The sequence below is a fragment of the Saccharothrix sp. DSM 118769 genome (genome assembly GCF_052936295.1).
This window is the reverse complement of the sequence record NZ_CP193627.1, coordinates 9,038,833-9,063,643: the sequence shown is the minus strand read 5'-3', so window position 1 is coordinate 9,063,643 and position 24,811 is coordinate 9,038,833. Positions and strand designations below refer to the sequence as shown.

The 24,811-nt window shown below is 73.9% G+C and carries 24 protein-coding genes and 1 pseudogene; 13 read left to right on the top strand and 12 right to left on the bottom strand.

Annotation, left to right across the window (positions count from 1 at the left end):
• Window positions 1-12 precede the first annotated feature (12 nt).
• Window positions 13-942, bottom strand: coding sequence for a DMT family transporter (locus ACRAKJ_RS38635; RefSeq protein ID WP_438922103.1), 930 nt, complete (start codon window positions 940-942; stop codon window positions 13-15).
• Entirely contained in the window at window positions 935-2,143 is a 1,209-nt protein-coding gene (locus tag ACRAKJ_RS38630; RefSeq protein WP_438922104.1) for an MFS transporter, read from the bottom strand. Before ACRAKJ_RS38630 ends, ACRAKJ_RS38635 begins: the two co-directional genes overlap by 8 nt.
• Before the next feature lie 168 nt (window positions 2,144-2,311).
• Here ACRAKJ_RS38630 and ACRAKJ_RS38625 point away from each other — a divergent pair, with 168 nt between their 5' ends.
• The 8 genes and pseudogenes from ACRAKJ_RS38625 (at window position 2,312) to ACRAKJ_RS38590 (ending at window position 14,101) form a co-directional block, all read left to right on the top strand.
• Entirely contained in the window at window positions 2,312-2,812 is a 501-nt protein-coding gene (locus ACRAKJ_RS38625; RefSeq protein WP_438922105.1) for a YbaB/EbfC family nucleoid-associated protein, read from the top strand.
• Window positions 2,809-3,120, top strand: a complete 312-nt coding sequence (locus ACRAKJ_RS38620; protein WP_438922106.1) for a WXG100 family type VII secretion target — start codon at window positions 2,809-2,811, stop codon at window positions 3,118-3,120. The genes ACRAKJ_RS38625 and ACRAKJ_RS38620 overlap by 4 nt, the downstream gene beginning before the upstream one ends.
• An 11-nt stretch (window positions 3,121-3,131) precedes the next feature.
• A pseudogene (locus tag ACRAKJ_RS38615) lies at window positions 3,132-3,521 on the top strand (WXG100 family type VII secretion target); the annotation flags it as partial.
• A gap of 1,372 nt (window positions 3,522-4,893) precedes the next feature.
• Window positions 4,894-5,370 (top strand): hypothetical protein, encoded by a 477-nt coding sequence (locus ACRAKJ_RS38610; RefSeq protein ID WP_438922108.1) that lies wholly within the window; start codon window positions 4,894-4,896, stop codon window positions 5,368-5,370.
• A 305-nt stretch (window positions 5,371-5,675) separates the two neighbouring features.
• Window positions 5,676-9,173, top strand: coding sequence for a TNT domain-containing protein (locus tag ACRAKJ_RS38605; RefSeq protein ID WP_438922109.1), 3,498 nt, complete (start codon window positions 5,676-5,678; stop codon window positions 9,171-9,173).
• Window positions 9,136-9,612, top strand: a complete 477-nt coding sequence (locus ACRAKJ_RS38600) for a hypothetical protein (RefSeq protein ID WP_438922110.1) — start codon at window positions 9,136-9,138, stop codon at window positions 9,610-9,612. The genes ACRAKJ_RS38605 and ACRAKJ_RS38600 overlap by 38 nt, the downstream gene beginning before the upstream one ends.
• Complete coding sequence (locus ACRAKJ_RS38595) at window positions 9,609-11,132, top strand: TNT domain-containing protein (RefSeq protein ID WP_438922111.1); 1,524 nt, start codon at window positions 9,609-9,611, stop codon at window positions 11,130-11,132. The genes ACRAKJ_RS38600 and ACRAKJ_RS38595 overlap by 4 nt, the downstream gene beginning before the upstream one ends.
• A 77-nt stretch (window positions 11,133-11,209) precedes the next feature.
• Entirely contained in the window at window positions 11,210-14,101 is a 2,892-nt protein-coding gene (locus ACRAKJ_RS38590) for a glycohydrolase toxin TNT-related protein (RefSeq protein WP_438922112.1), read from the top strand.
• 16 nt (window positions 14,102-14,117) lie between these two features.
• On the opposite strand, the gene ACRAKJ_RS38585 is transcribed toward ACRAKJ_RS38590, so the two are convergent.
• Window positions 14,118-14,717: a pentapeptide repeat-containing protein gene (locus tag ACRAKJ_RS38585; protein WP_438922113.1), complete on the bottom strand. Its 600-nt coding sequence runs from the start codon at window positions 14,715-14,717 to the stop codon at window positions 14,118-14,120.
• Window positions 14,718-14,873: 156 nt separating this feature from the next.
• On the opposite strand from ACRAKJ_RS38585, the gene ACRAKJ_RS38580 reads away from it, so the two are divergent.
• Both ACRAKJ_RS38580 and ACRAKJ_RS38575 read left to right on the top strand, forming a co-directional pair.
• Window positions 14,874-15,863 carry a malate dehydrogenase gene (locus tag ACRAKJ_RS38580; protein WP_438922114.1) on the top strand — a complete coding sequence of 330 codons (990 nt, stop codon included), beginning with the start codon at window positions 14,874-14,876 and terminating at the stop codon, window positions 15,861-15,863.
• Window positions 15,864-15,963: 100 nt separating this feature from the next.
• Entirely contained in the window at window positions 15,964-16,779 is an 816-nt protein-coding gene (locus ACRAKJ_RS38575) for an inositol monophosphatase family protein (RefSeq protein ID WP_438922115.1), read from the top strand.
• 48 nt (window positions 16,780-16,827) lie between these two features.
• Here the strand turns inward: ACRAKJ_RS38575 and ACRAKJ_RS38570 are convergent, their stop codons facing one another.
• Entirely contained in the window at window positions 16,828-17,172 is a 345-nt protein-coding gene (locus ACRAKJ_RS38570; RefSeq protein WP_438922116.1) for a hypothetical protein, read from the bottom strand.
• A gap of 65 nt (window positions 17,173-17,237) precedes the next feature.
• Between ACRAKJ_RS38570 and ACRAKJ_RS38565 the strand changes: the two genes are divergently transcribed.
• Window positions 17,238-17,765, top strand: a complete 528-nt coding sequence (locus ACRAKJ_RS38565) for a WHG domain-containing protein (protein WP_438922144.1) — start codon at window positions 17,238-17,240, stop codon at window positions 17,763-17,765.
• Here the strand turns inward: ACRAKJ_RS38565 and ACRAKJ_RS38560 are convergent.
• The 8 genes from ACRAKJ_RS38560 to ACRAKJ_RS38525 all read right to left on the bottom strand — a co-directional run bounded on the left by ACRAKJ_RS38560 (window position 17,687) and on the right by ACRAKJ_RS38525 (window position 23,591).
• Window positions 17,687-17,911, bottom strand: a complete 225-nt coding sequence (locus ACRAKJ_RS38560; RefSeq protein ID WP_438922117.1) for a DUF1918 domain-containing protein — start codon at window positions 17,909-17,911, stop codon at window positions 17,687-17,689. The genes ACRAKJ_RS38565 and ACRAKJ_RS38560 overlap by 79 nt on opposite strands.
• A 109-nt stretch (window positions 17,912-18,020) precedes the next feature.
• Window positions 18,021-19,001, bottom strand: coding sequence for a bacteriophage spanin2 family protein (locus ACRAKJ_RS38555; protein WP_438922118.1), 981 nt, complete (start codon window positions 18,999-19,001; stop codon window positions 18,021-18,023).
• Window positions 18,998-19,699, bottom strand: coding sequence for an ABC-2 family transporter protein (locus ACRAKJ_RS38550; RefSeq protein WP_438922119.1), 702 nt, complete (start codon window positions 19,697-19,699; stop codon window positions 18,998-19,000). The genes ACRAKJ_RS38555 and ACRAKJ_RS38550 overlap by 4 nt, the downstream gene beginning before the upstream one ends.
• An 88-nt stretch (window positions 19,700-19,787) precedes the next feature.
• A complete protein-coding gene (locus ACRAKJ_RS38545) occupies window positions 19,788-20,591 on the bottom strand; it encodes an ABC-2 family transporter protein (RefSeq protein WP_438922120.1) in 804 nt (267 codons plus the stop codon).
• Window positions 20,592-20,617: 26 nt separating this feature from the next.
• Window positions 20,618-21,043 (bottom strand): hypothetical protein, encoded by a 426-nt coding sequence (locus ACRAKJ_RS38540; RefSeq protein ID WP_438922121.1) that lies wholly within the window; start codon window positions 21,041-21,043, stop codon window positions 20,618-20,620.
• Window positions 21,040-21,348, bottom strand: coding sequence for a helix-turn-helix domain-containing protein (locus tag ACRAKJ_RS38535; RefSeq protein ID WP_438922122.1), 309 nt, complete (start codon window positions 21,346-21,348; stop codon window positions 21,040-21,042). Before ACRAKJ_RS38535 ends, ACRAKJ_RS38540 begins: the two co-directional genes overlap by 4 nt.
• Before the next feature lie 140 nt (window positions 21,349-21,488).
• A complete protein-coding gene (locus tag ACRAKJ_RS38530) occupies window positions 21,489-23,015 on the bottom strand; it encodes a protein kinase domain-containing protein (protein WP_438922123.1) in 1,527 nt (508 codons plus the stop codon).
• Window positions 23,016-23,024: 9 nt separating this feature from the next.
• Complete coding sequence (locus ACRAKJ_RS38525; RefSeq protein ID WP_438922124.1) at window positions 23,025-23,591, bottom strand: HhH-GPD-type base excision DNA repair protein; 567 nt, start codon at window positions 23,589-23,591, stop codon at window positions 23,025-23,027.
• Window positions 23,592-23,731: 140 nt separating this feature from the next.
• On the opposite strand from ACRAKJ_RS38525, the gene ACRAKJ_RS38520 reads away from it, so the two are divergent.
• Window positions 23,732-23,995: a hypothetical protein gene (locus tag ACRAKJ_RS38520; RefSeq protein WP_438922125.1), complete on the top strand. Its 264-nt coding sequence runs from the start codon at window positions 23,732-23,734 to the stop codon at window positions 23,993-23,995.
• Window positions 23,995-24,756, top strand: coding sequence for a hypothetical protein (locus ACRAKJ_RS38515; protein ID WP_438922126.1), 762 nt, complete (start codon window positions 23,995-23,997; stop codon window positions 24,754-24,756). Before ACRAKJ_RS38520 ends, ACRAKJ_RS38515 begins: the two co-directional genes overlap by 1 nt.
• Window positions 24,757-24,811 lie beyond the last annotated feature (55 nt).

Here is a 24,811-nt window from a genome sequence, read left to right as displayed (position 1 = left end):
CTCATCCTCTCATCACCGGCGGGTGGGCAGCGCGGCGACCACCACGGCGATCAGCGTCAACGCCGTGCCGATCACGGTCATCGTGGACAGCTGCCCACCTGCGGCGGGGGCGACGAGGTCGAGGGTGAGGGCGCCGATGAGCTGGCCCGCCACCTGGCACAGCCCGACCAGCAGCACGCCGAGCCGGCGGACGGCGAGCACGGCCGAGCCGATGGTGAAGACGCCGAGCGCGCCGCCCGCGTAGTACCAGGGTTCGGCGGGTGCGGCGGACGGCAGGCCGCGTGCGGCCACGTCCACCGCGCAGACGACGAGCAGTACGGCCGTGCCGGTGCCGAAGTTGACCATGGTGGTGACCCGGGTGCTGTCCGCGGCCTCGCGGACCAGGCCGTTCACCGCCTGCTGCCAGCCGAGGCCGAAGCCGGCCAGGGCGGGCAGCAGGGCGAGCCACAGGCCGGCCGGGTCGCCGATCTCGTCGGACACGGCGACCGCGACCGCCACCACGGCGAGGGCCGCGCCGGCGACGCGGGGGCGGGTCAGCGGCACGCGCCCGGCGGGGCCGACGCCCGCGCGGTCGACCGCGAGGCTGCTCACGGCCTGCGCGGCGACCGCGGCCACGGTGAACACGGCGACGCCCAGCGTCGCGACCGTCAGGCCCTGAGCGGACACGAAGAACGCGCCGCACGCCCCGCCGGCGCACTGCCACCAGCGGAGGCGGCCGGCGCGCAGTGCCGCGACCAGCCGTGCCACCCCGGCCCGGCCGCTCCGGGACATCGGCACGGCCAGCAGCAACAGCGCCAGCCCACCGCCGAACGACACGAGCGCGGCCAGGAAACCGTCGCCGAAGACGTGCCCGAGTTCGCCGTTCAACCGGCCCTGGACGGCCAGGAACACCCCACCGACGACCGCGAGGAGCGCGCCGGTGAACCGACCCCCGTCACCCAACCGGCACGACCTCGCGGTCGCGCACCCGGCTCGCCAGGAACGCCCCGAACAGCGCCAACGCCGCGCTCGCGCCCGCCGCGGCGGCGGGGCCGACGTGGTCGAGCAGCGTCCCGGCCACCGGCAGCGACAACGCCGAGCCGGCCGTGGTGAACGTGCCCATCCAGCCGAACGCCTCCGCCTTCCGGTCGTCCGGGGCGAGGCCGCTGATCCGCTGGTTGTTGGCCGCGATGGCGGGTGCGATGGCCATCCCTCCCACTCCGAGCACGAGCCCGATCAGCCACGCCGACGACGGCTCCACCACCGGCGGCAGGACGAGCACCAGCGGTGCCACGCCCAGCGCCATCAACAGCATCCGCCGGGCGAACCGGACCCGCCCGGTGAGCCCGCCCGCGATCAGGCCGCCGATCACGGACCCGACGCCCCACACCGCCGTCAACACCCCGGCCATGGCCGGTTTGCCCAGGTCGCGGGCCCAGGCGATGATCACCATGTCGATCGACACCAGGGACGCGACCAGGAACAGCGCGGTCACCAGCGCGAGCGCCAGGGAACGGTCGGCCAGCAGCGTCCGCCCGCCCGCCGCCCGTTCCCGCGCCACCGGTTCGTCGAGGCCGGCCCGGCGCAGCGCGGCGGCGAACCCGAGCGCCCCGAACACCGCCAGCGCGCCGCACAGCCACAGCGCGGCCTGCGCGTTCCACACCGCCACCACGGTCGCGGCCAGCGCCGGGCCGACGATGTACATGACCTCCTGCATCGACGCCTCGACCGTGAACACGGCCGACTGCGCCGTGCCCGTCGCCAGGCGCGGGAAGCTCGCTCGGCTCATCGCCGTCACCGGCGGGGTGCTCAGCCCGGTCAGGAAGCCGACGACCACCGCCACCGGCCACGCGCCGCCGGGCAGCACCGCGGGCAGCAGTCCCAGCACCGTGATGCCCGTGCCGTAGCCCAAGGCGGTGACCAGCAACAACCGTCCCGCCGGGCTGCGGTCGGCGGCCCGTCCGCGCACCGGTCCGGCCACGCCCATGCCGAGCGTCAGGGCGCCGCCGACCACGCCCGCCACCGCGTACGACCCCGTCCACCCGGCTATCAGGAACGACACCGCCAGCGGTGTCGCGGGCAGGTGGATGCGGCCCAGCAGCGACCACAGCAGCAGCCACGGGAGGTGGGGGACACCGGCGAGCTCTCGGTAGGGGCGCAGCACGGTCACACTCTGCCCGGGAGCACCGACAGCGGGAGCACCGGCAAGGACGGCACGGGCAGGGGCGGTGTCAGCGGGGGCGGTGCCGACAGCGGGATGCCGAACATCCGCGGGAACCCGCGGGCCTCGGTTAGCGTCAGCACCTCTGACGCCGCTCACGAGGGGACAGCTGTGACCGATCCGACCGGACGACGGGCCGAGCTGGAGGCGCGGAACGCGGCCATGCGCGAGCAGGTCGACTCCCTCCTGGCCGAGCTGAACAAGAAGACCGCCGAACTGCGCGAGACCCAGGCCAAGGCCATGGCGATCACGGCCACCGCGGTGTCGAAGGACGGGTCGGTGCGCGCCACCGTCGACTCGGCGGGGGCGTTGACGTCCCTGGAGTTCTCCGCGAACGCCTTCGAGCGCACCACCCCGGACCGGCTGGCCCGCCTGACCGCCGAGACCGTCCAGCAGGCCGTCGCCAAGGCGCGGACCGAGCTGAACGAGGTGCTGGCGCCGGCGCAGCAGGGCGCGAGCGTCGACCTGTCGGAGATGCTGCCCGGCATGCCGTCGCTGTCCGACCTCATCCCGAAGCCGCCGGTCGTGCCGCAGGCGTCGACGCCGCCCAGGCGTCCCGCGCCCCGTGACGACGACGAGGGCGGCAGCTTCATGGACAGGAGTGGCTGGTGACCGGCTTCGACGTCAGTGTGTCCGGCCTGCGCCGCGGTGCGGGCCAGTTCGGCGCGGCGGGCGATTCGCTCGACGGCGTGCTCCAGGCGCTGAACTCCGCGTTGCAGGCGGAGGGCCAGTGCTGGGGCGGTGACGAGTCGGGGCAGGCGTTCGCCAAGCAGTACGTGCCCAACTCGCAGGCGACGCTGGAGGCGTTCGGGAGCCTCGCGCAGGCCCTCGACGACATCCGCACGGCCGTGGAGCAGACCGCCGACGCGTACGAGGGTTCGGACCAGGGCAACGCGACCGGGATCTCCCGGACTTACTGAGGGGCACTGCGGTGGGCATCGAGATCCCGAGCGAGGTCACCTGGCTCTTCCCGATCGTGGTCGGGCAGAGCTGGCCGGAGGGTGACGAGACGGCGTTGCGGCGCATGGCCGACGCCTACCGCACGGCCGCGCAGGGCGTGAAGTCCGTCATCGACGAGGGCAACGGCGCCGCGTCCAGCGTGTACGCCAGCCAGACCGGTGACGCGGTCAAGGCGTTCGAGGAGTACTGGAAGAAGTTCTCCGAGGGCGACGACTCGTACCTGCCGAAGCTCCAGAAGGTCTGCGACCAGCTGGCCGAGAGCTGCGACAACACCGCGCTGGAGGTGGAGTACACCAAGCTGTCGATCATCGCGTCGCTGATCGCGCTGGCGATCGAGATCGCCGCGCTGATCGCCGCGGCGTTCGGCACGTTCGGCGCGTCCACCGCGGGCATCCCGATCGCGCAGCAGGCGACGCGGTTGATCGTGCAGTTCACGTTCCGGCAGCTGATCATCGCGATCCTCAAGGAGGTCGCGATCTCCGTGGGCATCGACGCGGCCATCCAGGGCATCCAGGTGGCGCGCGGCGACCGGCAGTCGTGGGACTGGGGCAAGACGACCGAGGCCGCCGTGTCCGGTGCGGTGTCGGGCCTGGTCGGCGGCGTGTCGGGCGGTCTCAAGTTCGAGGGTGGCGGGCTGGCCGGGCAGGTGGCCGCCGGTGCCACGCGCGGTGCCGTCGAGGGCGCGGTGTCGACCGTCGGCACGGCCGCCGCGCTGGGGCAGGACATCTCGGCGCGCGACGTGCTCATGGGTGCGTCGGCGGGTGCGGTGTCCGGTGGGATCGGCGGGGCGAAGGACGGCATCTCGGTCGAGCCGCCGCGCGTCAACGCCGGTGGGCCCGACGGTGGGCCGCCCGTCGGTGGGCCGGTGCCGGGGCCGCCGACCGTGGGCGGACCGACCGCCGGTGGTCCTGCCGCGGGTGGTCCTGCCGCGGGTGGTCCTGCGGCCGGTCCGGGTGCCTCGGGTGCGCCGGGTGGGCCTTCGGTGAGCCGCGACGGGTTGAACCGGATGCCGGCGGGCACGACGGGCACGTCGTCCGTTGCCGCGCCGCCCGCTCCCGGGCCTTCGGTGGGTGCGCCGCCGTCGGTGGGCGACTCGTCGCCGGGTGGTGGGGCGTCGACCGGTGGTGGTGCGCCGTCGTCGTTCGGTGGTGCGCCCGCCGGTCAGGGTGGTGGACGGGCTTCGCTGCCGACCGCTCCCGGTGCCGGTGGGGGAGGGTCTTCGATCGGTAGCAGGCTGGGGACGTCCGGTGCCGCGCCGCCGGTGGTCGCGCCCTCGGTCGGCGGGCATTCGGCTGGTGGGCATCCGGGTGGTGGGTCCCCGATCGGCGGGCCCGCTGTCGGTGGGCCTTCCGCCGGTGGTCCTTCGGTGGGCGGACCGGCGGGCTCCGCTCCCAGTGGGTCCGGTGGTTCGACGCCCGGTGGGTCGGGCGCGCGGATGCCCGGTGGTGCGCCGGTGTCCGGTGGGTCGGCCTTCGCGGGCGGTCCTTCTCCGGTCGGTGGGTCCTCGGGTGGTGGTGCGCCGGTGGGCGGTGCCGCGCCTGGTGGGTCGGTCGGTGGGAGTCACGCCGCTGGTGGTCCCGCTGCCGGTGGGCCTGCCGCCGGCGGGTCGGCCGCTGGTGGGCCCTCTGCCGGCGGATCGGCTGCCGGCGGGGCGACTCCGGGTGGATCGACTGCGGGTGGATCGGCTGCGGGGGGTCCGTCCGGGCCTCGGGCCGGTGGGCCCCTGCCCGGGGGTGGCTCGTTCGGCGGGCCTGCTGTCGGGGGCGCTGTTCCCGGTGGTCCTGTTCCCGGTGGGCCTGTTGGTGGTGGCTCCGCTGGTGGGCCCGTGCCTTCGGGCGGGGTGCCGGCCGGTGGGCCGGTGGCCACCGGTGGGCCTGTGCCTGGTGCTCCTGCTGCGCCTGTCGCGCCTGGTGGTGGGGCTGCTCCTGCTGGTGGCGGGGTGCCGCCGGCTGCCGGTGGGCACGCGCCTGCCGGGGGTCACGCGCCTGGTGGCGGGCCTGCGCCTGCCGGGGGTGTTCCCGCTGGTGGGGCCGCTCCTCTGGGGGGTGGCGGGTTCGCGCCTCCTCCTGGTGGGGCTGCGGGTGGGGGCGGCGGTGGCGGTGGCGGGCGTGGGCCTTCCGCGCACTCCGGCGGGGAGTTCTTCACCGATGGCGGGGCCGGCGGGGGTCATGACGTTCGCGGGACGGACGCGGTCAGCGCCAGTTCGTTGACCGGGGTTCCGGTGCAGCCGGTGCAGCACGCCGGGCCGGTCGCGTTGCCGGAGCAGCGCGGAGGCGCGCCCGTGCAGCAGCCCCCGGTGAACCCGGTTGGCGGGTTCGGGCCGCAGCCCGGTGGGTTCGGGCCCCAGCCCGGGGGTTATCCGCCTCCGGCCGGTGGGTACGGGCCTGCGGGTCAGCAGCCCGGTGGTCAGCAGCCTGCCGGTCAGCAGCCTGGTGGTCCGGCTGCGCCGGCTCGTCCGGACGGTGGCGCGCCCGCGCGCTCGCCGGAACCGGCTCCTCGGCCCGTCGCGCCTAGGGTGGACGGTCCCGCCCCTGCCGCTCGTGGCGGCGACGGGACCACGCCCGGTGCGGACCGGCCTGCTCCCGCGCCGACGCCCGCGCCCACCACCGCGCCCACCACCGCGCCGATCCCGGACGGTCCGGCTCCCGGTGACAGCGCCGCGGCGCGCACCGAACCGGTCAACCCGACCGACGGCAGCGGCGACACGACCGGCGACACGGCCGGGGTGCCCGGTGACGAGCACTCGCCCGTCGCCGCGCACGAGTGGCCCGCCGACTCCGGCACCGACCCGGGCACCAACCCCACTTCAGACCCCACCGCCGACCCGTTCCCGCAGAAGAACGTCTGGAACCAGCCCGCGGGCGTGGTCGAGGGCTTCTCGCACGACGGCCCCTACCACTCGGTGCACGAGGCCACGGGCCCCGGGGACCAGTCGGTCGGCACGTACGACCAGCGCGCCGCCGCGATCGTGGAGCCCGGCTACCAGCCCTACGGCCCCTACGGCAGCTACGAGCCGTTCCGCGCGGCGCACTCGACGCCCGACGGCGGCATCGACTGGCCGCCGAACCAGGGCGCGGGCGGGCCGCGGGTGGTCGTCGAGCTGCCCGCCGGCACGGTGCTGGACCGGTTCGGCAGCCCCGGCGGGGACTTCCTGTCGCCGCTGCGCCCGGACGGTCAGGCGTACGGGTTCGGCGAGCGCGCGATCATGCCGGACAGCCTCGGCAAGGGCTACCACGTCTACGTCCTCGACGCGCCCCTCACGGTCGAGCTGGCGCCGGTCGCGCCCGCGTTCGACCAGGCCGGCGGCGCGCGCCAGCTCCAGCCCGTCCTGAGCGCGGACCTCGCCGACCCGAACACCGGGCGGATGAGCGTGCAGCGGCTGATCGACCTCGGCGTGATGCGCGAGGTGGACGTGCCGCCCGCGGACGGCCGGGTGCTGCCGCCGGACTTCGGCACGTTCGACGAGAACGGGAACGTCTCCCGGCCCGACACGGTCAGCGTCGACGAGGCCCGCAACGGCGCGTTCGACGACTACGCCCCCGCGAACCAGGCGACCGACCTCGCGCCGAACCCGGACCTCGGTCCGGTCGCGCACACCGGGCCGATCCCGGTCGGCGAGGTGTCCCAGCGCGTCGACCAGGCGATCCGCAACAGCCAGGTCACCGACGCGGGCGTCGCCCTGCACACCGAGGACCGGCTCCGCGACCTGTCGAGCCGCATCCCGGCCAGTGACGACCACGTCGTCCTCGACGTCCACACCGACGGCGACGGCGTCCGCATCGGCGACACGCGCTACTCGCGCGCCGAGCTGGTCGAGCTGATCGACAACCACCCGAACCTGGTGGACCGGCCGATCGTGCTCGTCGGCTGCGACGCGGGCGCGGGCGGTGCCGACAGCCTGGCCGCGCACGTCTCCCGGGAGACCGGGCAGCGGGTGATCGCGCCGGACGGCCTCGCGTGGTCCGACCAGCACGGCAACGTCTACTCCAGCTCGCCGAACGAGTCCGGCACCGGCCCGCGCATCCCACCGGACGGCGGCTGGCACGCGTTCGAGCCGGACGGCGCGCACGGCCCGGTCGGCGAGAACGGCATGCCGCCCGGCCACCGGCCGACCGGCGACCTGGCGAACGGGGGCCAGGGCGACGGCGACCAGGCCCACCGCGGCCGGCAGGACGTCGAGCCGCAGGTGCAGGAGCCGTGGTCGGCCCCGGGGACCCGGCACGAGCAGACCGTCCGGCTGGGCGACGACCAGTCGTTCTTCCAGGGCCAGGACCTGCCGCGCGACACCCGCATCGCGGTCGAGGGCGCGGACGGCCGGGTCCGCACGGTCGTGCACGTCGACGCGGACGGCAACGTCTTCGTGGACGCGGTCGCGCCGAACACCCGGCACGGCGACAACCCCGAGGTGCTCAACCCGGTCCCGAACGCCCACTACCGGGTGGAGGTCGGGCAGCGGAACGACGTGTTCGTGGCCAACGCCGACGGCACGCGCGCCGTCACGCAGGACACCATCCGGGTCGGTGACCGGACGGTGCAGGTCGAGCGGGCCGTACCGATCGAGCCGGTCCCGGAGCCCGCGAACGGCCGCCAGGTCGTCGGCGCGGACCACCCGCTGGCGCCGGCGCCGGGCGAGGCGTTCACCGCCCGCACGGACCTGCCCGCGGACACCCGCCTGGAGGTCCACGGCACCGACGGCGCGTACCGCGGCACGGTGCAGACCGACGCCGACGGCCGGCCGCGGTGGGTGGCGGCGCCGGACTTCCTGGCGGACGACACCCGCAACCCCGAGGTCATGCACTCCTCGCAGGGCGCGAACTACAACATCGACCGCGGCCCGCTGCACCAGGAGTACCGGACCGACGCGAACGGCCACCCGCAGGACGCCGTCGCGCGCACCGAGCCGACGACGACCCGGCAGGTCCCGGTCACCGGCCTCGGCCAGGGCGAGCCGTTCAGCCGACCGGGCCAGGTGCACGACGCGAACACCGAGTACGTGGTCAGCGACGAGCACGGCCAGCACCGCGGCCGGTTCCTCACCGACGAGTCCGGGCACGTGGTGTTCGAGGACACCCACTCGGGCCAGCGCAGCCGGGTGAACAACGAGATCACCCAGGCCCCGGCGAACGCGCAGGTCACCTCGGACGGCTTCTACGGCCTCGGCCGGGCGGAGCAGCCGACGCGGACCTGGCCCGCCCCGGCCAACGGCGAGGTGCACCTCCGGGTGGAGCGCACCAGGGTCGACGGCAGGTGGGAGTACTCGGTCGCGGTGGTCGGCGGCGACACCGGCGGCTGGACGCCGCAGCAGCGCGACGCCGTGCTCCAGCCGTACGACAACCGGAACCCGTTCTCGGCGCGGACCGACCTGCCGCCGGGCACCCGGTTCGTGCTGGACGACCACCAGGGCCAGGGCTACGGCACGTTCCAGACCGGCGGTGACGGCGCCGCGTCGCACGTCCACACGTTCCGGCCGTTCAGCGCGGACCTGAACAACCCGCTGCCGAACGCCGTGCTGGTCGCGGACAACGACACGTGGCGCGGTCGCACGAACGGCGACGGCGAGACGGTCGCCACGACCGGCAGGCCGGACCTGTCCTCGGGCGGGGCGATCCGCCGCGACAGCGCCGCCCAGCTCGACGTCGGCACGCACGGCGAAGTCGACTCGAACGGGCGAAAGTTGTCCGACGGCGGCCACCACCAGGGCAACAAGACCGGCGGTCCGGGCGAGGCGGCGAACCAGTCGAGCCAGCAGCGCGACCAGAACCAGGGCAACGAGCGGCCGGCGTTCGTCACCGAGGAGACCTGGCACCGGATGGAGCGGGACCGCGCGGCGTTCACGAGGGCCGGCGGTACGGTCGAGATCATCGACACCTTCGCCCTGCGCGACCCGCTGCAACGCCACCCGCACACGTACCAGACCCGCTGGCGCGTGACGCTCGACGACGGCACGACCGAGATCTACGTCAGGAGCTACCCGAATGAGCACAACGCAGCCCTCTGGCCGGCCGACTTCTGAGCAGCGCCACGACGAGCTGCTCCAGCACATCGGCGGCATGCTGCTGGACGCTGCTCCGGAGGGCTTCCGCCGCGTCGACCTGCTGGTGCGCATGACGGTGGCCGTGCAGGACCTGGCGCTGAAGGTCTACCTGCCGGACGGGGCCACGCCCGACGTGGTCCCGCCGGACGGCCTGAACGCCGCGTTCCAGGAGATGCGGCAGGTGATGTACCGGCAGGGCCGGGGCACGTGGTTCTCCGCGCGCTGCGTGGTCAACGCGCCGGTCCGCATCGACATCACGTACAACTTCGACCACGACCCGCTGTTCGACCCGCCGGTGCCGGCCGCCGACTTCGCCCGTGACCTCCAGGTCTTCCCCCGCGACGACGCCTACGTCCCGGACTGGCTGCGCGCCAGGCTCGTCGAGGCGGGCGCCAGCACCGAGGAGCAGAACGCATGACCGCCCCGCAGTTGGACGTCGAGGACCAGAACGCCATCCTGGGTTCGGTCACCACGCTGCTGGTGCAGCGCCTGCCGGGCGACTGGGAGCAGCTGTGGGTCGACTTCCGGATGGTCGGCTCGCACCTGGAGGCCGAGGTGTCCGGCCTGACCATGTACGGCTCGTCGTTCGAGTGGGAGCTGCCGGCGGAGGCGCTGCCGTTCTTCGTGCAGCTGCGCGACGGCATGGCCGTGCCGGGCCGGGGCACGTGGTTCTCGGTGAAGTTCCACCTGGTGCACCCGGACACGTACTCGGCGACGTTCGACCGCGACGGCGAGCCGGCCTGGAGGCACGCGCCCGAGCCCCGGCACCACGTCGAGGAGCTGGAGCTGTACCCGCGCGACGCGGACGCGGTCCCGGCGTGGCTGCGGGAGCGCGCGGGGCTCACCACCCCGTCCGGTCCGGCCCCCGCGGTCCACGAGGCTCCGGTGTTCGACGGCCTCGCCCCCGACGGCACGCCCGTGCACCACCGGCCGTCCGTGCACCCGCAGGAGCGGGACGACGTGCTCGCCTACCTGGAGGGCGCGCCCGTCGTGCTGGCCGCCCGCTCCTACGGGCAGGACGCGCTCGCGCCGGGAGCGGAGCCGTCCGTGCCGCTGTCCTTCCACACCGACGGCACCTGGGTGTGGCCGGGCGGCGTGGCCCACTACCTGCGCGAGCACCACGTGCCGCCGGTGCCGCAGCTCGTGCAGCACATCCGGGACAACGGCTACGCCGTGCCGCCCGTGACCCCCGAGCAGGAGGACGCGGCGAGCGCCGTCGCGACCGGTCGGGCTGATGGCGCGCCCCTGCCGGAGTACCGCGAACGGGTGATCAACGACGCCGACCGGCGCGCGCTGGAGCACCTCAAGGAGCGGCTGGACCACTACGGGGTCGCCGAGTCCGAGTACGGCATCGTCGACCCGAAGCCCGACGCGTTCGTCCTCGAACCCGCGCCCGGCACGTCCGGGTGGCAGGTGCAGTTCTGGGACGGCAGCCGCGGCCCGCACGGTCGGCCGCGCGTGTACGAGCACGCCGTGGACGCGGCGAAGGTGCTGCTCGCCGAGCTGCTGTGGCGGGCCGACCTCGACGGGGCGCGGACCGCGAACCAGGCGCCGGTGGTGCAGCCGGTGCCGGACATCCAGCCGCTGCCCGACGAGCCCCCGCTGTCGCTGTTCCGCGACCGCGAGCCCGTCGTGCTGCCGCCCGGCACCGAACTTGATCGGTTCGGAGCCGAGACGGGCAACCTCGTGTACGCGGCGGGCACGATGTTCGGCAACCGCTCGCTGCCACCGGATTGGCTGAACCGCCGCTACCACGTGTACCGGGTGCAGAAGCCGGTGCCCGCGCTGGTGGGCGTCGCGGTCCCGTGGTTCGGGCAGGTCGGCGGCGGCACGGGGTTCTTCCTGGCGTCGGCGGTGCGCGACCTCCTGGCCGACGGGAGCCTGGTGGAGGTGCCGGAAGCGACGACGCAGCCCCCGCCACCGAAGGTCCAGGGGTGATCGCTGGGCGTCATTAGTCCGTTCGGCCCAGCGGGGTCCCGTGCGGGCACGGGGAGTCGCGGGGGAAGATGGTCCACGTGTCCGAGCTGAAGCCGCTGAACCCGACCGAGCAGGATGCGCTGGTCAAGCAGATCGGCCTCACGCTGATGCGCGCCGCTCCCGAGGAGTGGCGCCACGTGACGGCCGAGTACCGCGCGACCGGTCGGTACTTCGAGCTGGCCGCCGAGGTGCGGTCGGCCGACGGCGCCGCGCGCGCGTGGTCCCCGCCGCCGGACGTGGCGCAGCTGTTCTCGCGGCTGCGCGCGGGCATGTACCGGGAGGGTCGCGGCAGCTGGTCCAACGCCCGCTACCAGCTCGACCACCCGTCGAGCTACAACCTGGACTTCGACCGCGCCGAGCCGTCCTGGCAGACGCCACCGCCGCCGCAGGCGTACCTCGACGAGATGCGCTTCTTCCCGCGCACGGACGACAACGTGCCGGACTGGCTGCGCCGCAGGCTCCAGCCGGCGCCGGCGGCCGGGTTCGAGGACCGGCAGCCGCCGCGCGCGTTCCGCTCGGCCCGCGTGTTCGACGGCGCGGGTCCCGGCGGGCGTCCCTCGGTGAACCGCCCGCCGGTCCCCGAGGCCGACCGCGATCTGCTGCTGAGCTACCTCGACCGCGCGCCGGTCGCCGTGGTCGGGCGCGGGTTCGACGCGGACGTGCTCAACCCGGACGCGCCGCAGGTCGTCCCGATGGCGTTCCAGACGGACGGGCAGTGGATCTGGCCCGCCGCCGTCGGCTACTACCTGCGCGCCTACGGCGTGCCGCCGGAGCCGGAGCTGGTGGAGCGGGCCCGGCAGCAGGACTTCGTGCTGCCCGAGGTGTCCGAGGAGTCACGGGTCGCCGCCGCCGCGAACCTGGGCGCGCCCGCCGCGCCGCAGGGCACCGCGCTGCCGGTCGCCGAGCCGCCCGAGGCGCCGGTCGAAGCGCCGGTGGAGGTGGGCGCGACGGTCGCCGCGCCGCTGCCCGAGCTGCTCGCCGACGACGACCGGGGACCGGTCCGCGCGGACGTCGAGCAGACCGCGAACCTCACCGACCTCAAGCCGGACGTCGTCGAGTACGCCCAGGAGGGCCCGCCCTACCGGGTGCGGTTCGAGGAGGACGGCCCGGTCATCGACGACCGGTACCGGCGCGAGTCCTACGTGGACGGCATGGACCTGTTCGCGCCGGTGCCCGCGTACGACCGCGAGGAACGCGAGGAGCCCGCCGACCGCGACGAGCGGGACGAGCGCCCCGAGCGGGAGCCGGGCGACACGCAGACGTGGAACCCGTTCGCGGACGAGGACCCCCAGCCGGCCGACGCCGACGCCGATGCCGAGGAGACCGCCGAGGTCGGGGCCGTCGCCGACGGGCCGCGGGTCGACGACCGACCGGCCGAAGTGGACGCCCGGCACGCGCCCGACGAGGTGACCGCCGAGTTCGGGGTCGGCCAGGAGCACCTCTACGCCCCGGCCGCGCACGACGACGACCGCTTCGACGCGCACGAGGCCGAACCGCACCACGAGGCGCACGACGACCGGTCCCACGAGGACCGGCTCCAGGACGACCGGTCCCAGGACGTCCGCGAGGTCGAGCACCACCACGAGGCGCACGACGACGACCGCTTCGACGAGCGGGAGGACGCGCGCTTCGACGGGCACGACGACGAGGTGCGCGACGACCGGCACGCCGAGCAGCCGTTCGCCGAGCAGCAGTTCGCGGAGCAGCCCTTCGCGGACCAGCCGTTCGCCGAGCGGCAGTTCGCCGACCAGTCGTTCGCGGAGCAGTCGTTCACCGGGCAGCCGTTCCCGGAGCGGCAGTTCGCCGAGCACCGCGACCACGGGGACCACACCGAGCACGAGGGCCACGCCGAGCACGGCGGCCACGCCGACCACGCCGGCCACCCTGATCACGGCGGCCACCCCGACCACGCCGGCCACGCCGAGCACGAGCAGCACGACGGCCACGACGGCCACGACGAGCAGCCCCGCCGGGCCGAGGAGGGGGACCGGGACGACGCGCCCGCCCCGTTCGCCGAGCAGGCGCCGTTCGCCGAGCAGGTGCCCCCGCCGTTCGCGGACCAGGCGCCGACCCAGTACACCGAGGCCGTGCAGCCCGTGCAGGTCGCGCCCGTGCCGCCGAGGGAACCGCGCCAGATCACCCCGGACGAGGAGCGCGAGCTGGCCGGCACCCGCCGAGCCCTGGACGAGCTGGACGTGCCGCCCGCCGCCTACCGGTTCGGCGAACCCGCCGACCGCACGTGGTTGCTGCGCCTCGACGACCAGGACTGGGAGGTGTCGTGGTTCGACCGCGGCCCGACCAACCCGGTCCGCTTCGAGCGCGTCGAGGACGCCACCGCCTACCTGGTGGGCAAGCTCGCCCTCACCCACCGCCGCGCGCCGCGCCCGGCCCCGCCGCTGCTCCCGCCGCCCCCGCCCCAGCAGCAGCGGCCCCGCCCGCCGATGAACAACGGGTTCGGCGGCGAGCCGCCGCGCCGTCCCGGCCCGCCCCCGCCGCCGGTCCAGCAGCCGCCCGTCCAGCAGCCGCAGCCGGGCCAGCAACAGCCGGGCCAGCAGGGCGAGGCCAAGCCCGTCCGGACGTGGCCGATCAAGCCGATGAACGGTGAGCCGCCGCTCACCCTCTTCCGCCACAAGAAGATGGTCGAGCTGCCCCCCGGCGTGGAGGTCGACCGCTTCGGCGACGGCACGGGCAACCTCGTCTACGCCGCTGGCACGCCGTTCGCCGAGCGGTCGCTCGTGCCGTCGTGGATCAACCGGCCGTACAAGGTGTACCGGCTGCGCCGGCCGGTCGAGGTGCTGACGGGCATCGCCGTGCCGTGGTTCGAGCAGCCCGGCGGCGGCACGGCGTACCTGATGCCCAAGACCATCGACGACATGCTCGCCGACGGCGTCCTGGTCGAGGTCGCCAACCAGGAGGCGCCCACCCACTGACCGGTCGGGGGCGCGGCTAGTCCACGCGCAGGCCGTGCGCGCCGGCGAACGCCACCGCGGTGCCCAGGTCCACCCGGGCACCGCGCAGCGACGCCTGCACGAGCCCGTCCGCGTCCAGCCGCGCCCCGCGCAGGTCGGCCCCGTCAAGCCGGCAGCCGAGCAGGCGGGCGCCGGTGAGGTCGGCCTCGCGCAGGTCCGCCTCGCGCAGGTCGGCCCGCTCCAGGTTCGCCTCCCGCAGCCGCAGCCCGCGCAGCGACACCTTCGGCAGCACGGCGCCGGCGAGCCCGGCGAGGGTGAGATCGGTCTCCTCCACGGTGACCGGCCGCATCGAGCAGTCCGCGAACACCGAGCCGAGCCACGTGCAGGACCGGAACACCGCGTCGCCGAGCACCGCACGGGTGAACTTGCAGGAGCGGAACGCGGACGCGGTGTGCGTCGACTCGCCCAGGTCGGTCCGGTCGAAGACGCAGTCGGTGAACGTGCAGTTCGACGTCACCAGGCCGCGCATGTCGGCCTCGGTGAAGTCGCACCGCACGAACGAGCGACCCTCCCAGCGCTGCTCGTACAGGTTCGCGTCGGAGTAGTCCTCGTCGGTGACGGCTTCGATGATGTCCACTGTCACACCTTGTCATCGTTCTCCAGTTGGTAACCTCCGACCTGCCGGGCAACCCGTCCGGCGCGCGGTCCCGGTGTAGAGACCGCCGCTGACAGGTCGTCAGCCTGCCTGGTGGTGCGTGCCCGAGGACTGAAGCCACAACATTCGGGAAGGCACATGACCCGCACGCCCGTGAATGTCACCGTCACCGGTGCGGCCGGCCAGATCGGCTACGCACTGCTGTTCCGCATCGCCTCCGGCCACCTGCTGGGCCCGGACGTCCCGGTGCGCCTGCGCCTGCTGGAGATCCCGCAGGCCGTCAAGGCCGCCGAGGGCACCGCGATGGAGCTGGACGACTGCGCGTTCCCGCTGCTGTCCGGCATCGACATCACCGACGACGCCAAGACCGCGTTCGACGGCGTGAACGTGGCGCTGCTGGTGGGCGCCCGCCCGCGCACGAAGGGCATGGAGCGCGGCGACCTGCTGGAGGCCAACGGCGGCATCTTCAAGCCGCAGGGCGAGGCGATCAACGCGGGCGCGGCGGACGACGTGCGCGTCCTGGTCGTCGGCAACCCGGCCAACACCAACGCCCTGATCGCGCAGCAGCACGCGCCGGACGTCCCGGCCGAGCGCTTCACCGCGATGACCCGCCTGGACCACAACCGGGCGCTGGCGCAGCTCGCCAAGAAGCTGAACGTGTCGGTGACCGACATCAAGAAGCTGACCATCTGGGGCAACCACTCGGCCACCCAGTACCCCGACCTGTTCCACGCCGAGGTCAACGGCCGGAACGCGGCCGAGACCGTGAACGACCAGGCGTGGCTGGAGAACGACTTCATCCCGACCGTCGCCAAGCGCGGCGCGGCGATCATCGAGGCGCGCGGCCTGTCCTCGGCGGCGTCGGCGGCGAACGCGGCGATCGACCACGTCCACGACTGGGTCAACGGCACCGCCGAGGGCGACTGGGTCTCGATGGCGATCCCGTCGGACGGCTCGTACGGCGTGCCCGAGGGCATCATCTCGTCGTTCCCGGTGACGGTGACCGACGGGAAGTACTCGATCGTGCAGGGCCTGGAGATCGACGACTTCTCCCGCGCCCGCATCGACGCCTCCGTGGCCGAGCTGGTCGAGGAGCGCGACGCGGTGAAGGCCCTCGGCCTGATCTGAGCCCGAGCGGCGGAACGCCCCCTCGTCGGACGATCGGACGGATGAACGGTCCGACGATCGGACGAGGGGGCGTTCCGCTGTCCTGTGCGAGGCTGGACGCGTGACGAAGAACCCGTGGCCGGTGCCCGAACCCCAGCTGCCCGACACCGTGCACCCGGCGCTCGCCGCGACCGTGCGCGCGGCGGCGCGCGCCTACGGCGGGGCGCGTGGTGACTTCACCCGCGCCGAGCTGCGGGAGGAGGTCGCCGACGGCGCGGACGGCACGCCCACCATGCGGGTGGACGCGGTCGTGGAGGCGGCCATCGCCGAGGCGGCGGCCGGGGCGGGCGTGAACCTGCTGTCCGAGGAGGCCGGTTTCCTCGACAACGGCTCCGCGGCCACCCTCGTGGTCGACCCCGTCGACGGGTCCGCCAACGCCGCGCTCGGCGTGCCGCTGTCGTGCTTCGCCGGTGCCCTCGTGGTGGACGAGGAGCCCGTGGAGGCGTTGACGGTCTGGTTCGACACCGGCCGCGCGTGGTCGGCGCGGGCGGGGGAGCGGACGTCCTTCCGGACCACCGGCCGCACCGCCCTCAAGGGCGCCTCGGTGTGCCTCCTGCGCCCGAAGCGCGGTACCGAGGACGCGTGGATGCGGGTCGCGAACCAGGCCGACCGCGTCCGCGTCCTGTGCACGTCGTGCCTGGAGACGATGCTGGTGGCGGAGGGCTCGGTGGACGCCTTCGCCGATCCCGGCTCGGACACCCACCGGCTGATGGACCTCATCGCCGCCCTGGTCACGCTGCCCGCCGCCGGCGGGGTCCTGCTCGACCTGCACGGCCGGCCGCTCACGTTCGGCCACGACCTGTCCCGCCGGTGGTCGGGCATCGCCGCCGCGACACCCGCCCTGGCCGACGAGCTGATCGCCACGATCCTGGGTTAGCGCACCCGGGCCGGTGTCACCGGGAACGTTCCCAGGTGGCCGTTCCGCTCACGCCGCCGCGCCGGTGGTCGCGCCGGACCGGTACCACGCGGCCGCGGTGACGGCGGACGTCGGCAGCCTCGTCGGCCTGCGCGCCGTGCCGATCACCCGCCCGGCGAGCGCCGCGAACTCCCCTGCGATCAGGGGCCGCGCGGCGGGCGCGTGCCAGACCTTCCCGTCGGCGCGCCCGTCGTCGCCCAGCACGACCTGCGCCCGCGCCGTGTCGCCGAGGAAGGCGAACGCGTGCGGCACGTCCAGCGGCCCGAACCACACCGTGGTCCCGCCCAGCGCGAGCGGCTTCAGCACCGGCTCGCCGGGCAGCGTGCCGGACCACCGCGGGTACGGCACGCTCACGGCCAGGTGCACGAGGGACGCGCCCTCCAGCGCCTCGCGCGCCGCCGCCCGGTCCGGGCGTCTCGATCAACACCATCGCCAAGCGGATGGGCGTGACGGGGCCCGCGCTCTACCGCTACTTCGCGGGGCGCGACGACCTGCCGGCCGAACCGGTGCGCGACGCGTGGCACGACCTGGCCGACGCCGTGGAGGCCGCCGCGGCGGCGGGCGAGGGCGCGGTACCAGCCGATCGGGTGCGTGCGTTCGGGGAGGCGTTCCGGACGGGGGGCGTCACCCAGCCCCACCGGTACCTGCTGCTGTCCGTGCTGCCGCGCCCGCCCTCACCACCACCGGGAGCGGCGGACGAGTCCACTCTGGACGGCCAGCTCCGGGCGTGGGCGCGGTCGCGCGGCGAGGGGGACGCGCCCCCCGCCGTGCTGCTCACCGGCCTGCGCGCCTTCACCAGGCTGCACGGCGTGCTCAGCCTGGAGGTCACGGGCCGGTTCGGACCGATGGGGCTCGACCCGGCGCTGCTCTACCGCGCCGAGGTCGAGTCCTTGATCCTGGGGGATTCCGGGGTCCGGGGCTTCACGAGGCTGTCGGGGCCGGGGTAGACCAGCCCCTCGTGGCCGTCGAGGAAGCGGACCAGGTACGGCGGCGCACCCTCCGAGCCGCGCACCTCGAGGATCTCGCCGATGTTCTCGTCGAGCCCCGCGGTGCGGCGGTGGACGTGCAACCGGTCGCCTACTGTCGCGTGCATCTGCAACACCTCCGGTGCGTCACAGCGTAGGACTGTTCCGAAGGTACCGACAGGGTGGTTTTTCCGCTCACCGGCCCAGGTCAGGCCGTGGGGCGCATACCCGCCCGGGTCAGCCGCAGGCGTTGGACAGCGCGGCCACCTGGTCCAGCTTCTCCTGCGACCAGGCCGCGATGTTCGACGGGTTCAGGTCGTCCAGGGTCACCTGGCTCATCGTGGTGGAGACCCCGGTGATGGCGTCCTTGAGCGTGGCGTCGCCCGCCTTCGCGGCCAGCTCCTCCAGCTCCTTGGCCTTCTGCTGGGTCTCCTCCACCGCCTTCTGCGGGTCGGTCGCGTCCGGCGTGAACCCGGCGATCCGGAGCGCGTCGATGCACAGCTGCGCCTTGTCCGCCGCCTGGCCGACCTGGTTCGCGGTGTTCTGCGCGTCCTGCACGGCCTCGCAGCCGGTGGCGAAGCCGACGAGCCCCAGGGCCAGCAGGATGGTGGCGACCGGACGACCTGCGCGCATGGGGTGCTCCTGGTTCATCTGAGAGTTCGGTCCACGTGACAACCCGTGACCGTTTCGTCCGACTCTACCGACGCGCGCAGAGGCGACGCACCACATCCTCGATTTCGGGCTCCTCCACCACGAGGTCGTGCACCTCCGCGCGGGCCGCGACCGCCGTGATGAGCCGGGCGGCCGTGGTGTCGGCAGCAGGTCCACGCACTCGCGCAGGCGGTCGGCGTGCTCCCCGCGCGGCACCCGGTAGATGACCCGGAGCAGGTCGAAGCTCTCCCGCAGCGGCAGGTCCCACCACAGCTGGCTGCGCTGGCCGAAGACCACGCCGATGCGCCGGGCCAGCTCGCGCCGCGACCGGGACGGGTCCACCCCGGACACCCGCACGTGCCCGGAGGTGGGCACCAGGACGCCGGTCAGCACCTTGATCGTCGTGGACTTGCCCGCGCCGTTCGGGCCGACGTAGCCGACCGCCTCGCCGCGCGCGACGTCGAAGCTCACCCCCTCGACCGCGCACACCACGCGCTTCTCGCGCCGGAACCGCCCGGTCTTCCTGGTGACGGTGAACTCGCGACGCAGCTCTCGGAGCTCGATCACGACCCAGTCCCTCGGTAGTGCCGGACGGCGAACCGCCACACCAGGCCCGCGACGACGGCGGTGGCGACGGCGACCAGCGGTGAGACCCAGCCGAGCAGCGCCGGTCCGCCGAGCGGGTCGGGGCGGCCGAGCAGCGCCAGGCTGGGGTAGTAGGCGACGAACGCGCCGGGCACGACGAACGCGAAGAACCGGCGCAGCCACGGGCCGTAGACCGTGACGGGGTAGGAGGTGAACGTGCCGCTGCCGTAGGTGACCGCGTTGGCCATCTCCTGGCCCTCGACCAGCCAGAAGCACACCGCGTTGGCCACCACCCAGATCGAGCCGAAGATCACCGCGCCGCTCAGCGGGGCCGGCACCACCAGCAGCGCGGTGGCGGGCGACCACGCGATGTCGTTGCGCGCCAGCGCCCAGACCAGCGCGACGAGGCTCGCCCCGATCCGGCCGACCTTCCGCAGGTGCAGGTCGGAGGCCATCACCTGGGCGAGCGTGCCCAGCGGGCGCAGGAGCACCACGTCGAACGCGCCGGTGCGGATCTGCGCCGGCAGCTCGTCGAGTTGGCCCGCGACCATGTCCGCGAGGCCGAACGCGACCCCGGCCAGGGCGTACACCAGCACGACCTCGTCGAGGGAGAACCCGCCGAGCGAGCTGACGCGGCCGAACAGGACGAGGATGGCGGCCAGCTCGACCAGCTGGCCCAACCCGGACGCCAGGCACTGGAGCGCGAACGACGCCCGGTAGGACGTCTGGCCGCGCAGCCGTGCGGCGATGAGCCTCGGGTAGACGCGCTCAGCCAGCCTGGACCACCACCTTGCGCACGGCGCGGCGCAGCACGACGTGACCGGCGGCGTACACCAGCACGGCCCAGCCCGCCTGGTGGGCGAGGGTCGTCCAGGCGTGGCCGTGTTCGAGGAACACGTCCACCGGCGACTGGAGGATCGACGGGAACGGGGTGAACGCCAGCGCCGTCCGCGCCCACCCGGGGAAGAAGGCCAGCGGCACCGAGAGGCCGCACAGCAGCCAGGTGGCCAGCGCGTACATGCTGAGCAGGCCCTTGTTGTCGAGCAGCCAGAACGCGGCGGTGTCGAGCAGGAAGCGCATCCCGAAGCTCACCGCGAGCGCGAGCAGCAGGCTCACCGCGAACAGCGGGAAGGTCTCCGGCCGAGGCCGGCGGAACGGGAAGAGGAGCGCGCCGAAGACGACCGGCGGGACGAACCGCACCAGCAGCGCGAACCCGCCGCGACCGAGGTCCTCGGCGAACAGCGCGGCCTGGAGGTGCCAGGGGCGGTAAAGGTCGACGACGACGTCGCCGGAGCGGACGCGGTCGGCGAGCGCCTTGTCGCCCCAGAGCAGGACGAAGGCCATGATGCCCTGCCCGAGCCACACGCAGGTGGCGGTGGCGGCGACGTCGTACCCGGCGATCGGGCCCTGCGCGACGGCCGCGACGAGCACGGCCATCCTGAGCAGCCCGAAGACGACGTTCGTCGCCAGCCCGGCGAACATCGCCTGTCGATAGGTGGAGTACCTGCGGAAACCGGCCAGCGCCAAGTGCGCGTAGGCGAGCACGCCTTCCGACCCCAGGAAGGCGGGCAACCGGTTTTCCGGATCGGCGGAACCGGTTACGCGGTCGAGGCCACCCAGTCCTCGGCGCGGGCGCGCAGCGCGTCGTCGCGGACCTGGTCCACCACCTGCCCGAGGGCGCGGGCCGCGAGGCGGCGCTGCCGGTCCGGGATGTCGAGCGCGGCCATGACCTCCTCGGCCAGCGCGTCCGGGTCGGCGGCCCGCGGTCCCAGGCTGCGGATGAGCCGGGCGCGCAGCGCGAACCGGTCGACGACGGCACGGGCCCGGCGCACGCCGCTGCGCTCGCCGCCGTGCGAGGCCGCGAGGGCGACCGCCGCCCACGCCAGCCGGTTCGCGGCCGGTCGGCCGTCGTCGTACACGCGGCCCTGCGCGGTGACGCGCACCCACTCCCAGTCGTTGGCGTCGTGCACCGCCGGCCCGCCCGCCGTTCCGCCGTTCGTCGTCCTGTCGGCCGCCGCGCTCATCGCCCGGCCGCCAGCACGCCGTCCAGCAGCCCGGGGTAGAGCGCGTCGAGGTCGTCCCGGCGCAGCGAGCTGATCCGCGACGTGCCCCGCGGGCGCACCCGCACCACGCCCGCCTCGCGCAGCGTCCGCACGTGGTGGGTGAGCGTGGACGCGGTGACGCCGAGGTCGAGCACCCCGCACGACAGGCCCTCGGCGTGCTCGGACAGCGCCCGCACGATCCGCAGGCGCACGGGGTCGGCGAGCGCGTGCAGCACCGGGACTATCCGGATCTCGTCGCGCTCCGGGTGGGCGGGCAAGGTGGTCATACCACGCACAATACGATACTCGTCGAACTTTGATGGATGTCGTAGTACGGTGCCTGTCGAACCAACTTCCCTCGACCGGGAGCACCCGTGCCCACCTGCCCGCCGCCGGAGCTCACCCGGTCCCAGCCCCGGCGTCGGCGTCAGCCGGAGCCGAAGGCGCTGGTCGCCGTCTCGCCGCCCTCCGACGGGCTCGCCAGGCAGTGGAAGTAGGTCTCCTCGCCGTCGGTGAACCCGACCGCGGTGAACTGCCAGCCGGACGTGTCCACGTTCGGGCGGGTGTTGGCCTTCATCGCCTCGGCCGTGCAGACCTCGGCGACCTGCGGCTGCCTGGCCAGCTCGTCGGAGTCCAGGTCCGGCACGGGGCCGTTCAGCCAGCCGCCCGCGAACGCCTCCCAGTAGTGGTCCTCCGAGCAGTTGCCGACGCGGCGGGCCGACGCGGGCTGGCCGCCGATCGACACGATGCCGCGGTAGCAGGTGGGTTCGGCGACGCAGTAGCCCGTGCCGCACTCCGCGAGCTGCGGCGGGGGCAGGCGCTTGCTCTCGGACGGGCTGGTGGAGCTCTGCGCGGTGCCCCCGGTGTCCCCGGTGCCGGGTGACGTGCGCTCCCGCCCCGCCCACCACCACGTGCCGATCGCGACGACCGTGGCCAGCGCCGCCGCCCCGATGACCAGCGGCCACGGCTTGCGCGTGGGCTTCGGCTGGAACTGCGGCGGCTGGTAGGGCTGCGGCTGGTGCTGCGGCGGCCCCGAGTGCAGGCCCGGCGGCGGCCCGGAGTGGGCGGGCGGTGGCGCGAAGTGCGGCTGCCGCACCGGGGGACGGGGCGGCACCGCGGGACCCGGCGGTGGTGGCGGCGCGTGCAGGATCGGCGCCGGGGTGCCGCCCAGCTCGCGCAGGAACTGGGCGGCACTGGGCGTCCGGTAGGCGATGTCGTGCTCCAGGGCGCGCACCAGCACGTCGTGCAGGTCCTGGGGCACGCCCGGCACCGGCGGCACCGGCGAGCGCAGCACCTCGCCCAGGTGGTCGAACGACTCGATGGGCCACGGCACGGGCCGCGGCGGCTTGCCCGCGAGCAGGTCGTAGAGGGTCGCGGCGAGCGAGTACACGTCGGCCGCCGGCGTCGGGTGGGCCATGGCGAACGCCTCGGGCGGCGCGTAGCTGGGGCTCAGCGAGTCCCGGGTGACCGTGCTGGAGCCCTCGGCGTCCAGCAGGGCCGCGAGGCCGAAGTCGGCGAGCTTCGCCGTGCCGTACCGGTCGAGCAGGATGTTGCCGGGCTTGATGTCGCGGTGCAGCACGCCCTCGGCGTGCGCGGCGGCCAGCGCGTCCGCGAGCTGCACCCCGAGCTGCCGCACCCGGTCGGCGGGCACCGGCCCGTCCCGGCGGACGAGGTCCGCCAACGACCCGCCCGTGCACAGCTCCATCACCAGGTAGGGCGTGCCCTGCGGGGTGAAGTTCGCGTCGTGCACGCCCACCACGTGCGGGTGGCCGGACAACCGCGCGGCCGCGTGGGCCTCCCGCAGGAACCGCCGCCTGTCCCGCTCGGTCCGGAGCACCCGGTTGTCGACCTTCACCGCCACCTCGCGGTTCAGTTGGACCTGGCGGGCGCGGTACACGGTGGCGAACCCGCCCTGCCCCAGCGGGGTGAGGTCGGTGAGTCCCGGCAGTTGCACGCCGGGACTCTAACCGTTCTTCTTGGCGGCCTTCTTGAAGTCCCGGACCTCGATCAACGAGCCGGCGTCCACCACGTCCGCCACGCTGCGCCGAGCCCCGTCCTCCCCGTAGGCGCCGGCCGCCTCGCGCCACCCGTCCGGCTGAACGTCGAACTGCTTGCCGAGCAGGGCGAGGAAGATCTTCGCCTTCTGCTCCCCGAACCCGGGCAGGGCTTTGAGCCGGTGCAGCACCTCGGGCCCGTCCGGCTCACCGCGCGTCCAGATCAACTCGGCCTGCCCGTCGTAGTTCTCCACCAGGTGCCGGGCCAGGACCTGGAGCCGCTTGGCCATCGCCCCCGGGAACCGGTGCAGGGCGGGCTTCTGCGCGACGATGGCGGCGAACTCGTCCGCATCGGCCTCGGCGACCCGGTGCACGCTGAGGCCACCCATCCGGTCAGCCAGGTCCTTCGGCCCCCGGAACGCCTTCTCCATGGCGATCTGCTGGTCCAGCAGCATGCCGAAGAGCAGGGCCAACGGGTTGGTGGACAGCAGTTCGTCGGCGTCCGGGTCCTGGGCCAGGCACAGCTTCGGGCTCATGCGCGGAAGGATGCCACGTTGGTCATGAGGTGCTGGACGATGCTGTCGTGTCGGAAGGGACTGAACGCCTTCGGGCGTTCGTGTCCAGCTGGATTGACGGACCTTGGTACCCGAGTACCCTGGGGTACCTGGAGGTGTTCATGGCTGCCCAGTCCGCTCCGGTCAAGGTCGACCAAGAGACGCATGCGCTGATTGCTCATGCCGCCACCGCGTTGCACATGTCGCAGAAGGATCTTCTCTCTGCGGCGGTTCGCGAGTACCTGCGCGGTCGTCGGGAGGAGATCAACGCCGCTCTGCGCCGCACGATGCAGGCGATCGACGGTACGGAAGCTAGTCAGGTGGCCGTCCTGACGGGTATGTCCCGTGAACGCCTCGATGAACTCGGTGGGGTCCGAGAAAGCTGATGACCGTTCGCCCCACTCTGCGGTGCCTGCGCGACGACCTGGGAATCGCGCTGCCGCCGACTGACGATCCGCTGGATGAGATCGACCATCCGCTGATCCGGAAGGCCAATGATCAGTTCGCCGTACCGGCGGGACCTCGTGAGCGCATCCGGTCTGTGGACGACGTGGTCATGTTCAAGGTCAAGGTCCAGCGGTGGCGAGGAGCCGTTGTCGAAACGGTGGAGCCGAGTTGGCTCCTGGTAGCCGGGATGAGGGAGGACGGTAGTCGGGACGACTTCTACGAAGCGCTCGCCACTGCGGCGGCAGCCGCACGTACTCGGTACAACGCCGAGCACAGTCCACCTTTGAAATCGCAGACGTTCTGTGAGCAGTGGCTTCCCACGGAGGACGACCGCGACCGGTACCGGGCGGAAGCGGGCGTTCGCATCCTGCGCATGCTGCGGGACACGGTGCGTCGACTGGTGTGCGCTTCACTGTTGGACGGGCATGAGCATGCCGGTGAAGTCGCGGGTGCGGAACTCGGAGTGCTCGTCCAGGGCTCGGAGGAACGTGGCACGTACGTAGCTCTGCGGATCACCGGTTCGGTGCCGGGCGACATGGTGGCTGTGGTCTTGAGCCTCGTGCCCGGCTGCGATCGGGGTGGCTGGTATCCCGAGTTCGTCATGCCGGATCGGCCACTCCGCCCCGGTGAGCAGGCGTATTCCAACCTCATGGACCCCGCTGAGGCGTTGCGGCTCCTCGAAGGGCGCGAAGCTGGCTAGTGGTCGACATCAGGCAGTGTGCTGGTCCAGCAGCATGCCGAAGAGCAGGGCCAAC

Coding starts and splice junctions, on each gene's coding strand:
- ACRAKJ_RS38600 (WP_438922110.1), top strand. CDS start 9,136: ATGAGCACAACGCAGCCCTCTGGCCGGCCGACTTCTGAGCAGCGCCAC.
- ACRAKJ_RS38595 (WP_438922111.1), top strand. CDS start 9,609: ATGACCGCCCCGCAGTTGGACGTCGAGGACCAGAACGCCATCCTGGGT.
- ACRAKJ_RS38580 (WP_438922114.1), top strand. CDS start 14,874: ATGACCCGCACGCCCGTGAATGTCACCGTCACCGGTGCGGCCGGCCAG.
- ACRAKJ_RS38560 (WP_438922117.1), bottom strand. CDS start 17,911: ATGCACGCGACAGTAGGCGACCGGTTGCACGTCCACCGCCGCACCGCG.
- ACRAKJ_RS38540 (WP_438922121.1), bottom strand. CDS start 21,043: ATGAGCGCGGCGGCCGACAGGACGACGAACGGCGGAACGGCGGGCGGG.
- ACRAKJ_RS38535 (WP_438922122.1), bottom strand. CDS start 21,348: ATGACCACCTTGCCCGCCCACCCGGAGCGCGACGAGATCCGGATAGTC.
- ACRAKJ_RS38525 (WP_438922124.1), bottom strand. CDS start 23,591: ATGAGCCCGAAGCTGTGCCTGGCCCAGGACCCGGACGCCGACGAACTG.
- ACRAKJ_RS38520 (WP_438922125.1), top strand. CDS start 23,732: ATGGCTGCCCAGTCCGCTCCGGTCAAGGTCGACCAAGAGACGCATGCG.
- ACRAKJ_RS38515 (WP_438922126.1), top strand. CDS start 23,995: ATGACCGTTCGCCCCACTCTGCGGTGCCTGCGCGACGACCTGGGAATC.